Source organism: Nocardioides palaemonis (assembly GCF_018275325.1).
Classification (GTDB): Bacteria; Actinomycetota; Actinomycetes; order Propionibacteriales; family Nocardioidaceae; genus Nocardioides; species Nocardioides palaemonis.
Window position 1 is genome coordinate 345,591 of sequence record NZ_JAGVQR010000001.1, and the last position, 12,608, is coordinate 358,198.

A 12,608-nucleotide genomic window follows, 5' to 3' on the forward strand; every position below is an offset into this window, starting at 1 on the left:
GCTCAGCCGCCGACCGGGCGCGCCGGCACGCCCACCACGGTCTGGCCGGGCGCGACGTCGCGGGTGACGACCGCGTGCGCTCCGACGGTGGCGCCGTCGCCGATGGTGACGCCGCCGAGCACGACGCAGCGCTGGCCGAGGAAGACGCGGTCGCCGATGGTGATGGGACCGGAGCCGTGCACCTGGTGCCGGTCGTCCCGGTCGTGGTCGGAGGACGCGACGAAGGCGCCGTCAGCGATCACGCAGTCCGAGCCGATGGTGACCGGGTCGAGGGCGTGGAGGTGGACGCCGTGGCCGAGGTAGGTGCGGTCGCCGATCCTGAGCTCGCCACCGCCGGGCTCGCTGGCGAGCCACGCGTCCTCGAAGATCGAGCAGCCGTCGCCGATGTGGATCCGCTCGACGCCCTGGAGCTTGTGGGGCCGGACGATGACGGTCCCGGAGCCGAGGCTGCCGAAGGCGCGGCGGTGGACCAGGTCGGTCACGGCCCTGCCCGCGTGCCAGCGCAGGCGCGGCCTGGCCTCCGAGAGCCTGCGGGCGATGGTCACAGGCGTCACTCTAGTGAGGCTCGGGCATTCACGGAGCCGGACTGCCCAGGCGTCTGGCCTCGACGAGCTTGCCGGCCTCGAAGGCCATCACGGTGAGCCAGCTGCGGCGCTGGTCGCCCGTGCCGCGCCACGGGAAGCCCTTGAGCAGGAGCAGCTCGTGGTGGAGGCGGCGAGGGACCGACTTGGGGACGACCTCGGCGGGGCGGAACTTCGCGTAGAGCGTGGCGGTGCCTCGCCCGGAGTCGTACTGCTGGCGCAGCACCCCGCGCAGGTCGGTGCGGATCCGGTAGTGCACGAGGGCGTCGGGGACGTAGACCGGCGTGTATCCGTGGTCGATGGCACGCCAGGCGAAGTCGATCTCCTCCGCCCCGGCCGGATAGTTCTCGTCGTAGCCGCCCACGGCGTCGAAGACCTCGCGCCGGAGAGCCGTGTTGCCGCCGAAGGTGTAAGGCCGGTTCCCCCACGTCGTCAGGAGGTGGGTGGTCTGCGTGTCGATCGGGCTCCAGTTCGCGGACGCACCCGAGAGCCGGGCCGTCTCGACCGGACCGCCCGCCATGGTGTGCGTGTCGAGGGCCTTCACGAGGGCAGCGACCCATCCCGGACAGACCACGTCGTCCGCGTCGCAGATCAGGATCCGGTCCGTGCGGGCGTGCTCGATGCCGACGTTGCGCGCCACCGACACGCCTTGGGCGCGCGAGGCGTCGACGACGCGGAGGTCGAGCCGGTCGGCCCACGCGCCCGCGGCCGCGGCGAGGTCGTCGGTCGAGTTGTTGTCGGCGACCACGACCTCGAAGGGAGGCGCGTCGACCTGGGTCGCGAGGGCCTCCAGCTGCTGGCCGATCAGGTGCGCGGCGTTGTAGGTGGGGATGACCACCGAGCACACGACATCCCCAGGCGGCATGCTGCCTACTGTATGGGGGTCCGCGAGGATGTGGGCATGGATCCGCTCCGGGCTGCGCGCCAGGCCAAGCACCTCGCCTTCGTCGCCGACAAACGATCGCGCAGAGCGCTGAAGAAGGCGAAGTTCGACCTCGCGACCCTGGCCTTTCGTCAGACGGAGCGAATACGTCCCTTCTCGTATGACCCATCGCGTTATGCAGACACGTTCCTCGCCCGCTCGGTGCTCCCTGATCGGCCGAGCGCATTTCCCGAACGTGTCTTCGCAATATGGGCTGGCGAGAACGAGCTGACCGACAACAGGAAGCGCAACCTCGAGCTCGTCCGGAGTCGCATCGGGTTGCCGGTGGAGCTCGTCACTCCCGCATCCTTGGGGCGGTGGCTTGTTCCCGGACATCTTCTCCACCCGGCGTACGAGCACCTCTCGCTGATCCATCGCTCCGACTACCTGCGTGGCTACCTGATGCATCACCACGGTGGCGCCTATGTGGACATCAAGCGGCCGCTCGACTCATGGTCCGTGCCGTTCTCGGTGATGGAGCGTGATCCGCATGCCTGGGTGACGAGCTACTCAGCGGCGCACGCCAATTGGATCGGGAAGCTCCCAGGCCGGATGGGCAGGGACATCCTGATCCACTACCGAGTCACCTTCGGCAAGAGTGGCTTCATGATGCGATCGCAGACACCGCTCACGTCAGAGTGGATGGCGGAGATGGATCTACGTCTGGACGCGGCACGCAGCGCGCTCGCCGCGCATCCGGGCGGAGTCTTTGGGGACGACCCGGAGTACCCGCTGTCCTGGACGGATCTGCTCGGCCGCATCCTCGATCCCCTGACCTTGAAGTACCTGGCGCATGTCCGACTCGACGACCGCCTGCTGCTTGACTTCGAGGACTACCGATGACCGATTCCATCCCTCGGGGAGTCCTCCCACGGCTCGTCCACGGGCTCCGGCAGGTCAAGCTGTTCCTCTTCGTGGCGAAGAAGCGCGCAGGCTGGCGATGGCACATGGCGTGGGTTCGTCCCGCGGACCCGCCGTGGCGGCTCTACCAGCGCCTGCGCCCATTCCGCTACGACCCGTCCCGCTACGAGGACACCTTCCTGGCTCACACCTCGGACGCGGCCGCCGACACGGAGGCAGATGTCCCGCGGCGGATCTTCGTGGTGTGGACCGGTCCTCACGCGTTGACGCCCAATCGCCAACGCGGCTTGGACAGCATCAGAGGCATGAACGCGGACCTCGAGGTCGTGCTCGTCACCGACGACAACCTGAGCGACTGGTTGGTCGACGGGCATCCGTTGCACCCGTCGTACGAGCACTTGTCCCTCAATCACAGGTCGGACCACCTCCGCGCCTACCTGCTCCACCACCACGGTGGCGGCTACAGCGACGTGAAGCCCGTGCGAGAGCCGTGGGCACCCGCGTTCGACAGGTTGGACGCCTCACCGGCTTGGCTCGTCGGGTACACGGAACACCGCTTCGACATGGTGGCCAAGGTCCCAGGCGTGCTGGGACGGGACCTGGTGCGCGCATCAACACAGGTGTTCGGGTGCGGCTCGTTCATCTCGCGTCCCCGTACGGCATTCACCGACGAGCTGCTCGCCGAGCAGTACCGGCGGCTGGACGAGTGGGCTGACGACCTACGACGGACGCCAGGTGGTGACCGGGGCCAGGTCGATGGCTACGTCGTGCCCTGGCTCGGGCTCATGGGCAGCATCGTCGGGCCCCTGTGCCTGAAGTACCAGTCCCACCTGATCCACGACAACACCATCAAGGTGGTCTTCGAGGACTACCGCTGAGCTTCCTCGGTGGGCTGTCCGTGAACAGGTACGTCGAGCGAGCCGAGCCGCACCATGTGAGCGAAGCTGGGGTTGCTCTCGCGCACCTCGTCGAACGTCCCGAAACCCTCGATCCGACCTCCCTCGAGGTACGCGAGCCGGTCGCAGTGGCGGACCGTGGAGAGTCGGTGGGCAACGATGACGAGGGTGATCTCCCCCTGCAGCGCCCCAACGACGTCGCTGATCTTGCGCTCTGTCACGTTGTCGAGGGCCGAGGTCGCCTCGTCGAGCACGAGCACGCGCGGTCGTCGGTAGAGAGCACGCGCGATGCCCACCCGCTGCCGCTGCCCGCCGCTGAGCCGAACACCGTCCCCGTTGAGCTCCGTCATCAGACCATCGGGCAGGCGAGCGACGAGATCGCCCAGCTGAGCCTGCTCAACAGCCGCCGCGAGCCGAGCGTCATCGATCTCCGGACCGCGCGCGTCGAAGGCGATGTTGGCAGCCAAGGTCCCGTTGAACAGCACCACCTCCTGCGGGACCATCGCGAGGTTGTCCTGCCAGTCGAGCATGTGGTCCGAGATGTCGACGCCGTCGACCGTGATTCGACCGGAGGTGGGAGCGAGCAGGCCGAGCACCAGATCGACGAGTGTCGACTTGCCGGCGCCCGATGGACCGACCAGCGCCAAGCTGGTGCCGGGGCTGATCGATAGATCGACGCCGCGCACGACCTCCGGTCCCGTCTCGTACCCGAAGCTCACGTGCTCGAGCTGCACAGCCTTCTCGAAGGGAAGTGGCACCCGGCTGCGGCGGGGGTCGGGCAGACGCTCCGTCGTGCGCGCTGCGATCGCGAGCTCTGGCAGGACGATGTCGAGTCCCTTGGCTCCTACCCTGATTCCTCCGGTGGCCTGGATGAGGCGGCCGAGGCTCGGCAGCATCCGGTAGCCGGCCACGGCGAAGAGTGCGAGCTTCGCCACAGCAGACTCGGCGCCCTCCTGGGAGATCAACAGCGCGGCGGAAGCGGCGACGCCGAGGATGAAGAGCACCTCCAGAGCCAGCCGCGGCAGCTCGGAGAAGAAGGTGCTCGAGCGGCGGCCCCGGATGCCGACCATGCGGGCCGCACCGAACTCGTCGACGAAGTGGCGGGCGGAGTCACGGATCTTGATTTCCTTGACGCCGGCGAGTGCGTTGTGTGCCATCACGTACGAGACCGCGCTGCTCGTGAGCATTGCCTCACCGCCCTGCGCCACGCGCCTCTGGGTGAATCGCAGGAGGACGGTCGCTGCGACGCCGAAGTAGGCGATCGCGGCAAGGGTCGGCACGGGCATGGTGATGAGGAGGCCGGTCAACAGAAGGGTCAGAGACACGGTCTCGGTCAGGAGGCTGATCGTTGCGGACACGGCGGCGTAGGACTGGCCGACAGCGTCGCCCACGATGCGGATGAGATCTCCCTGTGACCGCCGGAGGTGCACCGTGTAGGGGCCGCGGAGGAGGTGCGTGAGCAGCCGCTTCGACGTCCCCAGCTCTTGCGTCGCAATGAAGGTGAGAGACCACCAACGGTAGGCCGCGGTGACGACCGCCTTCAGCACGAATCCGACCACCACGAACAGTGCGAGGTAGACGGCCAGCTGTTCGCGGGAGGGGTTGCCGAGGAAGCTCGAGACCTTGCCGAGGGCGCCTGTGTCCTCCGGCGCGCCGGTCATGAGCTGGATGAGAGGGAGGATCGCGAGAACGCTTGCGACCTCCAGCAGCGCCACCGCGATCGATCCGAGCAGCGCGAGCAGAAGCTTGCGTCGCGTGCTTCGGTCGAACAAAAGGCCCAGCCCGTGCCGGCGACCGTTGAGCGAGGTGATGCGTTGCCAGCGGCTTGTCGGCGTGGCATCCACGACTGGCTCAGTGGAGTCGGTCACGGGCCAACTGTGCCACGCGAACCAGGGTGCGCTCGGCCAATCGCAGTGTGGACCGCCAGCCGATGCCAGTATGGGCCGAGTGATCCGCTTCATGGCGCCCGACCTGGCCTCCCCGAGTGGGGGCATCAAGGTGATCTACCGCTACGTCGAGCACCTGTGCGCCCTCGGCCACGACGCCCGCGTCTGGCACGGGACACCGGGCTTCGCCTACGAGTCGTGGGGCTCGACCGCACCGGTCGACACCGGCACCGAGCTCGACTTCGCGGCGGGCGACGTCTTGGTGATGCCCGAGACGGGCGGGTCCAAGTGGAGCTTCCTGTCGCAGGGCCAGCCGGTGGTGATGCTGTGCCAGGGCATGGACTTCGTCTTCTCCAACAGCGACTTCCTCACCGACGAGCCCGGCGCCTACCCGGGCTGGCCGCAGGCGACTGCCGCCCTCACGGTCTCGGACGCGATCCACACCTTCCTCGAGCGGGCGTGCCACGACGGTTTCCCGCTGCACAACGTGCCGGTCCAGATCGAGGACTGGTTCGAGCCCCGCCCCAAGGAGCGCCGGATCGCGCTGATGCCGCGTCGCCGGCGCGAGGACCTCCTCGGCGCGGTCCAGCTCGTACGTCGCTCCGGTCGCCTCGACGGGTGGGAGATCGTGCTCATCGACGGCATGACCCAGCAGCAGGTGGCCGAGGAGCTCGGACGGGCCGCGGTCTTCCTCTTCGGCGCCGAGCGGGAGGGCGTCGGGCTGCCGGGCGCGGAGGCGATGGCGTCGGGCTGCTACGTCGTCGGCTTCACCGGTGACGGCGCCAAGGAGTACATGCTCCCGGAGCACTCGTCGGTCATCGCCGACTCCGACGTCGTGGGCATGTGCGACCGGACCCTCGAGGCGATGGACTGGTTCGACCACGACCGCGAAACCTTCGATGCGAGGGCCGAGGCCGGGCGCACGTGGGTGCGCTCGCGGCACAGTGCCGAGCTGGTCCGTACGCGGCTCGACGAGGCGTTCACCGCCATCACCGCCGAGGGCTCGCCGTCAAGGCTCCCGCACGACGTGCGGATGCAGCACTACCAGGCGCACGCACCGCGCTACGGCGCCGCCGGACGCGCGTACGTCTCCGCGAGGCGCGTCGCGCGTCGGGCCGTGGACCGCGCCCGGGGTTGAGGCGCAGGCGATCGGTCGCGGGGGCCTCTCAGCCTCGTCGCACGTGACCGCGAAGTCGCGCCCGGAGCGCGAGCACCAAGTCAATCGCCTGCTTCTTCACGTCATTGATGCGTCCGTATCGCTTGGTGAAGTAGTTGAGCTCCACCTGCTGGCGCCACAGCCGCTCCATCACCACGTCGAGGTGCGCGGCCCAGACGTCGGGGTTGCGGCGCACGATCTCGAGCTGCTGGGCCAGCTTGTCCTCCCAGGTCGTCGTGGCCGTGGCCTGCGCGGCATGGATCCGGTAGTGGTACTGGATCGCGTCCAGCGTCACCGTCACCCCGCCGAGCGCCAGCACGCGCAGCCAGAAGTCGTAGTCCTCGAACCAGCGCAGGTCGCCGAAGCCGCCGACCTCGACCCAGTCCCGTCGGCGGAACACCGAGATCCCGGGGACGACGTTGTAGAAGAGCATGTCCACCAGGCCGTTCGGGGCCCCGCTCGCGGAGTCGACCGCGTCGCTCGCCCCGAAGCACTGGATGTCGGTCGTCACGATGCTCACGTCGTCCCGCTCGTCGAGCACCTCGGTCGCGAGCGCGGCGTAGGTCGGCTCCACCCGGTCGTCGCTGCCCATCGCGAAGACGTAGTCGGTGTCGAGGGCCTCGATCCCGGTGTTGAGCGCCAGGCCGGGCCCGCGGTTGACCTCGTGGCGCAGGAGACGGGCCGACGTGGTGGCGGCAATCTCCTCGAGCGCCGCCACGGTCGCCGGCGACGTCGAGCAGTCGTCGACCAGGACCACGTCCACGGGGACGGTCTGGGCGAGCGCGGAGGCGAGGGCCTCGCTGAGGTAGCCGGGGTCGGTGTCGAAGACCGGCACGACGATGCTGACCCGTGGCCCGGTCGTCACCGGTCGGTCACCGCCCGCGAGACGACCTCCATGGGGTCGTCGTGGTCCATCAGGACGGTGACGATCGAGTCGCCGGTGGTCTTGAGGTGGTCGGAGAACTCCAGGCCGATGCCGAGCTCGCGGAACTTCGCCTGCGCCTCCTCGCCGAGGTAGTCCTTTGCTCCCGTCCCGGACAGGTACGACGTCGCGCCGACCATCTGCAGCTGCTCGAGCACCCGGTCGGCCGCCTTCTCGGTCGGCGGCTCGGTGACGACGACCTCGGTGGTGATGCCGAGGTAGTCGCGCATCGCGAGGATCAGCTGGTGGTTGATGTCGGCGAGGTTGTGGGAGTCGACGGCGTGGACCATCGCGAGCACGTCGCCGCCCCGGTCCTTCCAGTGCCGCGCGCCGCGGTAGCGACCGGTGATGGAGCTCTCGAGGTGGTCCTGCCAGCCCGGCTTCACGATCGTCTCGTTGATCGGGATGAGGTGCGGCTTGGTCTCCAGCGGCAGCGTGACCCACGACCCGCGCATCATCACCCGGCGCTGCACCCAGTGCTTCTGCAGCTGGTCGTGCACGGCGAGCACGAAGCGGTCGCTGTGGAGCATCTTGAACCAGAAGCCGGGCCAGGGGAGCAGGTCGGGCTGGTGGATGGCGACCTTCACCGGCGCACCGTCCGCACGAGGGCGTACTGCTCGGCGTAGGGCACGAGCCGCACCTGGCCGAGGGCGCCGGCGATCTGGCGCACGCTGTTGATCGGGTGCACCTCGGTGGGGATCTCCGACTGGTAGGCCTGGCAGGCGGCCTCCTTGGCGGTGATGTGCTCCTCGGTGAGGGCCTCGAAGACGTTCCACCGCAGGTCGGTGGGGTAGAGGTTCACGTCGTAGACGGCGATGTCGTAGACGTAGACGCTCGGCGGGAACCAGTGGTCGAGCGACATCGACACCCGGCACGAGCGCATCCCCGCCTCGTAGACCGCGATGTGGTCCTGGTGGAGCGAGGGGTAGGGGAGGTAGAGCTCGTCGGGCTTGAGCTCGGCCATGATCGCGTCGATGGCGCCGACCATCTCGGTCATGTGCTGCGGCGTCTCGCCGTCGGGGAAGCCGAGCACCTTCGACTCGCCCACCCCGAGGATCCGCATCGCCTCCGCGTGCTCGCGGGCGCGGACCTCGCCGCTGTCGGTCATCACCACGACGACGCACTCGTCGGGGTGCTTGGCCATCAGGCCCCCGCAGCCCATGGCCTCGTCGTCCATGTGGGGGGCCAGGATCAGCCGAGTCGTCATCTGAGCTCCTCCGGTCGCATCGCCGGAAGTCTAGGTGGCGCGGGCGTCCCGGCGACGCGGATCACGCCGGTCTGGGAGGATGCGACCCGTGGGCAGGCCTCGGGTGGTGCTGATCAGCATGTACGTCGGCCACGAGGGCGTGCCGCACGCGGGCGGTCGCTACCTCCTCGAGCTCCAGCGACTCCTCGACGCCGAGACCGACCTGACCATGCTCACCGTCGGCAACAGGCTCAACCGCGAGGTCGTGACGAAGCCGGGCGTGCCGCGTCGCACGCTGCTGCTCGGGCACGAGACGGGGCTGGGCCTCGTGGGGCGCGGGCTGAACCGGCTGGCTGTCCTCGTCGAGGGCGCGTGGCGCCACCGTCGCGACCCGGGCATGCCCTTCGTCGCGTTCGTGCTGGGCCTGGCCCGTTCGCGGGAGGCCCGGCGGGCACTCCGCGAGGCCGACGTCATCGACCTGCAGTACTCCGAGTCGATCCGCCTGGTGCGGCTGCTGCGCCGGCTCAACCCACGCGCGCGGATCACCGGCACCTTCCACGACGTGATGAGCCAGTCGTTCTCCCGCGAGCCGCAGGACACCCCCGAGGAGCGGGCCTACTGGCAGGGCGTCGCGCAGCGCTCGCGCCGGCACGAGGCCGCGATGGTGCGCGCGCTGGACGAGGTGCTGGTGTTCAGCGAGAAGGACGCCGAGCTGCTGGGCAGTCCGCCGCACACCGTCGTGCACCCACCGCTCTCGGACGGATCGGAGCCGCGCCACGCGACGGCCGCCCGACCGGTCGTGGTCGTCGTGTCCTACCTCGCGCGCGACGAGAACGACAAGGCGGCGCTCTGGACCCTGGACCACGTGTGGCCGCAGGTGCTCGAGCAGCGACCTGACGCCGAGCTGCGCCTCGTCGGCGGCGGCGCCACCGAGCGGCTCCGCGCACGGGTCGCCGCGCTGCCGGCGGGCAGCGGCGTGGTGCTCACCGGCTTCGTCGACGACCTCGACGCGGAGTACGACGCGGCCGCCGTGTCGCTCGTACCGGTCCTCCAGGGGGCCGGCGTGAAGTTCAAGACCGTCGAGGCGCTCTGCCACGGCGTCCCGGTGGTCACCACCACGGTCGGTGCGGAGGGCATCGACGGCGACGACCTCTACGCCGGGCTGGGCGACGACCCGACGCACCTCGCCGATGCGCTCGTCGAGGCTCTCCGCGACCCGTCAGCGGCGCAGTCGCGGTCGGACCGCGTGCAGGGCTGGGCGAAGCAGACCTACGGCCGCGCACGGTTCGAGGAGACGATCCGCGGCACCTGGGTCAGATGAGGCCCCGCTCGACCATCACGCCGGCGAGCTCGGTCCACATGTGGCGGGCGTTGAACCGGGTCTCGACGCTGCGCCGGGCGGCGGCGCCCAGTCGCTCGCGCTGGGCCGCGTCGTCGCGCAGCTCGGTGAGCACGGCGCGCCAGCCGGCCACGTCCCCCTCGTCGACGAGCCGCGAGTCGACGCCGTCGGTGAAGTAGTCGCGCATCGCGCGGGTGCCGGTGACGGCGACGCAGGCGCCGGACGACGCCGACTCCAGTGCCACGCTCGACCCGGTCGGGTACGCCAGGTCGCGGGTCGGCACCACGACGACCTGGGCCCGCTGCAGCAGCCGGCGGTAGTCGGTCAGCGGCACGGTGCCGTGGACGCGCACGTTGTCGGGGACGTCGAGGTCCGCGAGGTTCTCCGGCTTGCAGACCACGTCGAGGACCAGGTCGGTGCCGCGGACGGCGTCGAGGAGGGTGCGGTAGTCGCGACCCCGGTCCTGCCCGACCGCGAGCAGCGCGATGTCGCGCGGTCCGTCGCCCGGGACGTAGAACTCGTGGCTGACCCCGTAGGTCACCGGGAACAGGCGTGACTCGTCGATCCCGAGGTCGGTGAAGATCTCGGTCTCGTGACGCGAGAGGTGGGTGATCAGGTCGGCGCCGTCGAAGCGGCGCGCGAGCCGACGGCGCTGCTCGGGCGTCGCGGAACGGAGGTCGTCGGCCAGCCAGCACGACCACACGACGAGGGGTGTCGAGCCGTAGGGCGGCACCTTCGCCCGCCGCAGCAGCGCGGCGGCGGCACCCTGCTGCTCCAGCAGCGCCAGGACCACGTCGGCGCGGCGTGCCTCGCCGGAGCCGCGCAGGGCCCGCTCGACCGGGAACCCGGCGCGGTGCTCGACGAGGTCGCGCCAGCGCGACCACCGCGGGTCGACCGCGCGCGGGGCGCCGTGCAGCGTCCAGCCGAGGTCGGTCAGTGCGTCGACCCCGTACGGCAGGGGAGCCGGCACCTCACCGGCACGGAACCGCTCGCCCCACGACCCGAGGTCGTGCTCGGACAGGACCAGTGCGCGCGTCATCGTCGTCCCCGGATCATCGACAGCTCGGTGCGGGCGACCTCGAGGGGGCGGACGTCCCGACCGGCCGCCCGGCGCCCGGCGTTGACGAGGAGGTTGACCCCGGTCGCTGCGGCGAGACCGGCCTGGAGGCGCCGCCGGGCGCCCCACTTGTCGGCGTAACGCAGCTCGCCGTCGACCAGCCAGCGCCGGCGCGACGCGGACGGCGACGAGCCGCCGCCGGCGTGCACGACGGTCGGGGCGCGCAGCGCGACCGAGCGCACGCCCCGCGCGCGGAGCCGGCGCTGGAGGTCGATCTCCTCGGAGTTCATGAAGAACCGCTCGTCGAAGCCGCCCGCCGCGCGGAAGTCGGCGAGCGGGATCCACATCGCGGCGCCGACGACCCAGTCGACCTCGACCTCGCCTCCCGCCCCGTGCGCGCGGACGTCGTGACCGACCGCGCGGTGCCAGGCCGTCGTGCCGCGCCACCGGGCGAGCGGCGTGAGCCACGCCGCGACCTGGTGGCGCACGCGTGGGAAGGCGCGGCCGGTCCACGCCTCGCGCCCTGCCTCGTCGACCACCCGCGGCGACAGCACGCGGCGCGGGTGGCGCTGCGCGGCGGCGACCATGTCGGCGACGAAGGTCGGCTCGACGGTGAGGTCGCTGTTGAGGACCAGGATCGCGTCGCCGGACGCGACGGCGGCGCCGCTGTTGACGTTGGCCCCGAAGCCGCCGTTGGTGGAACGGCGCACGACCTCGACGCCGTCGACGTCGGGGAACGGGATAGGGGAGGCGTCGTCGGCGACGACCAGCCGCGCGGGATGGGTCTGCGCGGCCAGCTGGGCGAGCAGCGCTTGCGTGGGTGCGGGGTCGCCGTGGTGCGGGACGACGACCGTCACGTCGACCATCAGATCGCCCCGTCGGTGACACCGGTGCGGTGCCCGGCGCGGGCGGCGGCATCGATGGAGAGGGCCACGGCGCGCGACGACACCGCGGCCGGGACGACGCGCGCGACCGCGTCGATCGCCGCTCCCAGTGCCCGGGCACTGCGCTCGCCGAGCGTGCCGGCCAGCAGTGCGACCAGCCGCTCCCAGGCGCTTGCGGGCGGCCGGGGGCCGACGGGCAGGCCGTGCTTGGCCTCGAACCGACGCCGCGCCGCGCCGGAGTAGAAGGCGCGCTGCAGGCGCATCGCCGTCGTCGTCGCCGCGATCCGGTGCTCGGTCTCCAGCGCCGGCACGAGAGTGATCGCGACGCCCGACTGCTGGAGCCGGTAGCCCCAGTCGACGTCCTCCCACCCGTAGGCGCGGAACCCCTCGTCGTAGGGGCCGACCCGCTCCCAGTCGACCCTGCCGACCGAGACGTTGCCCGCCCAGTAGCGCCACGCCTGGTCGGCCGGCACGGCGTACGCCTCCTCGCGGAACCGGCGGTCCCACGCGCGCCCGTAGACCCGGGCGTAGGTCGTCTCGGGGTAGACGTTGCGGTAGAGCCCGACGACACCGACGGCCGCGTCCGCGTGGGCCGCGGCATGGGTGGCGAGGTAGTCGGGCGCGGGGACGAGGTCGTCGTCGCAGCGCACCAGCACCGTGCCGCGGGCGGCGTCGAACCCGGCGTTGAGGGCGGCCGACCGCCCGCGGTTCTCGGGGAACGTGACCACGCGGACCGGCAGGTCGCCGGCGACCGAGGCGACGACGTCCGCCGAGCCGTCGACGTCCCCGTCGAGGACCACCACGGCCTCCCAGTCGACGCCACGCTGGGCCCGCAGCGCCCGCAGGAGCACCGGCAGCCGGTCCGCTCCGCCGCGCGAGGGCACGACGACCGAGACGAGGGGGGAGCTCACCCGACGA

13 protein-coding genes are annotated in these 12,608 nt (G+C 70.9%); 4 read left to right on the plus strand and 9 right to left on the minus strand.

Translation table 11 applies throughout. The annotated features are described in order from the left end of the window. Nucleotides 1-2 precede the first annotated feature (2 nt). The gene (locus KDN32_RS01675; protein WP_211730387.1) at nt 3-545 is read right to left on the minus strand and encodes an acyltransferase; all 543 of its coding nucleotides are present in this window, start codon (nt 543-545) and stop codon (nt 3-5) included. A gap of 28 nt (nt 546-573) precedes the next feature. Next, on the minus strand, nt 574-1,446 hold the full coding sequence (locus KDN32_RS01680; protein ID WP_211730388.1) for a glycosyltransferase family 2 protein: 873 nt from the start codon (nt 1,444-1,446) through the stop codon (nt 574-576). A gap of 36 nt (nt 1,447-1,482) precedes the next feature. Here KDN32_RS01680 and KDN32_RS01685 point away from each other — a divergent pair, with 36 nt between their 5' ends. Further along, nucleotides 1,483-2,346, plus strand: a complete 864-nt coding sequence (locus KDN32_RS01685; protein WP_211730389.1) for a glycosyltransferase family 32 protein — start codon at nt 1,483-1,485, stop codon at nt 2,344-2,346. Next, nucleotides 2,343-3,242, plus strand: coding sequence for a capsular polysaccharide synthesis protein (locus tag KDN32_RS01690; protein WP_211730390.1), 900 nt, complete (start codon nt 2,343-2,345; stop codon nt 3,240-3,242). Before KDN32_RS01685 ends, KDN32_RS01690 begins: the two co-directional genes overlap by 4 nt. On the opposite strand, the gene KDN32_RS23140 is transcribed toward KDN32_RS01690, so the two are convergent. Further along, complete coding sequence (locus tag KDN32_RS23140) at nt 3,233-5,128, minus strand: ABC transporter ATP-binding protein (RefSeq protein WP_211730391.1); 1,896 nt, start codon at nt 5,126-5,128, stop codon at nt 3,233-3,235. The genes KDN32_RS01690 and KDN32_RS23140 overlap by 10 nt on opposite strands. Before the next feature lie 70 nt (nt 5,129-5,198). Here KDN32_RS23140 and KDN32_RS01700 point away from each other — a divergent pair, with 70 nt between their 5' ends. Further along, nucleotides 5,199-6,284 carry a glycosyltransferase gene (locus tag KDN32_RS01700; RefSeq protein WP_211730392.1) on the plus strand — a complete coding sequence of 362 codons (1,086 nt, stop codon included), beginning with the start codon at nt 5,199-5,201 and terminating at the stop codon, nt 6,282-6,284. A 28-nt stretch (nt 6,285-6,312) separates the two neighbouring features. Here KDN32_RS01700 and KDN32_RS01705 read toward each other — a convergent pair whose 3' ends face one another. From KDN32_RS01705 to KDN32_RS01715, 3 genes are read right to left on the minus strand one after another with little or no spacing between them, the layout of a single operon-like run. Next, the gene (locus KDN32_RS01705; RefSeq protein ID WP_211730393.1) at nt 6,313-7,167 is read right to left on the minus strand and encodes a glycosyltransferase family 2 protein; all 855 of its coding nucleotides are present in this window, start codon (nt 7,165-7,167) and stop codon (nt 6,313-6,315) included. After that, on the minus strand, nt 7,164-7,811 hold the full coding sequence (locus tag KDN32_RS01710; RefSeq protein WP_211730394.1) for a WbqC family protein: 648 nt from the start codon (nt 7,809-7,811) through the stop codon (nt 7,164-7,166). Before KDN32_RS01710 ends, KDN32_RS01705 begins: the two co-directional genes overlap by 4 nt. Continuing rightward, nucleotides 7,808-8,431, minus strand: coding sequence for a PIG-L deacetylase family protein (locus KDN32_RS01715; protein ID WP_211730395.1), 624 nt, complete (start codon nt 8,429-8,431; stop codon nt 7,808-7,810). The genes KDN32_RS01710 and KDN32_RS01715 overlap by 4 nt, the downstream gene beginning before the upstream one ends. A gap of 88 nt (nt 8,432-8,519) precedes the next feature. Here KDN32_RS01715 and KDN32_RS23145 point away from each other — a divergent pair, with 88 nt between their 5' ends. Beyond that, nucleotides 8,520-9,731: a glycosyltransferase gene (locus KDN32_RS23145; protein WP_211730396.1), complete on the plus strand. Its 1,212-nt coding sequence runs from the start codon at nt 8,520-8,522 to the stop codon at nt 9,729-9,731. Here the strand turns inward: KDN32_RS23145 and KDN32_RS01725 are convergent. Genes KDN32_RS01725 through KDN32_RS01735 form a run of 3 tightly spaced genes read right to left on the minus strand, consistent with a single transcriptional unit; the run spans nt 9,724 to nt 12,601 of the window. Next, nucleotides 9,724-10,788 (minus strand): glycosyltransferase family 4 protein, encoded by a 1,065-nt coding sequence (locus tag KDN32_RS01725; protein ID WP_211730397.1) that lies wholly within the window; start codon nt 10,786-10,788, stop codon nt 9,724-9,726. The two genes, KDN32_RS23145 and KDN32_RS01725, sit on opposite strands and share 8 nt — an antisense overlap. Next, nucleotides 10,785-11,672: a glycosyltransferase family 2 protein gene (locus KDN32_RS01730; RefSeq protein ID WP_211730398.1), complete on the minus strand. Its 888-nt coding sequence runs from the start codon at nt 11,670-11,672 to the stop codon at nt 10,785-10,787. The genes KDN32_RS01725 and KDN32_RS01730 overlap by 4 nt, the downstream gene beginning before the upstream one ends. Next, nucleotides 11,672-12,601, minus strand: coding sequence for a glycosyltransferase family 2 protein (locus KDN32_RS01735; RefSeq protein WP_211730399.1), 930 nt, complete (start codon nt 12,599-12,601; stop codon nt 11,672-11,674). The genes KDN32_RS01730 and KDN32_RS01735 overlap by 1 nt, the downstream gene beginning before the upstream one ends. Nucleotides 12,602-12,608: the final 7 nt, after the last annotated feature.

Coding starts and splice junctions, on each gene's coding strand:
- KDN32_RS01680 (WP_211730388.1), bottom strand. CDS start 1,446: ATGCCGCCTGGGGATGTCGTGTGCTCGGTGGTCATCCCCACCTACAAC.
- KDN32_RS01685 (WP_211730389.1), top strand. CDS start 1,483: ATGGATCCGCTCCGGGCTGCGCGCCAGGCCAAGCACCTCGCCTTCGTC.
- KDN32_RS01690 (WP_211730390.1), top strand. CDS start 2,343: ATGACCGATTCCATCCCTCGGGGAGTCCTCCCACGGCTCGTCCACGGG.
- KDN32_RS01700 (WP_211730392.1), top strand. CDS start 5,199: ATGGGCCGAGTGATCCGCTTCATGGCGCCCGACCTGGCCTCCCCGAGT.
- KDN32_RS01715 (WP_211730395.1), bottom strand. CDS start 8,431: ATGACGACTCGGCTGATCCTGGCCCCCCACATGGACGACGAGGCCATG.
- KDN32_RS01725 (WP_211730397.1), bottom strand. CDS start 10,788: ATGACGCGCGCACTGGTCCTGTCCGAGCACGACCTCGGGTCGTGGGGC.
- KDN32_RS01730 (WP_211730398.1), bottom strand. CDS start 11,672: ATGGTCGACGTGACGGTCGTCGTCCCGCACCACGGCGACCCCGCACCC.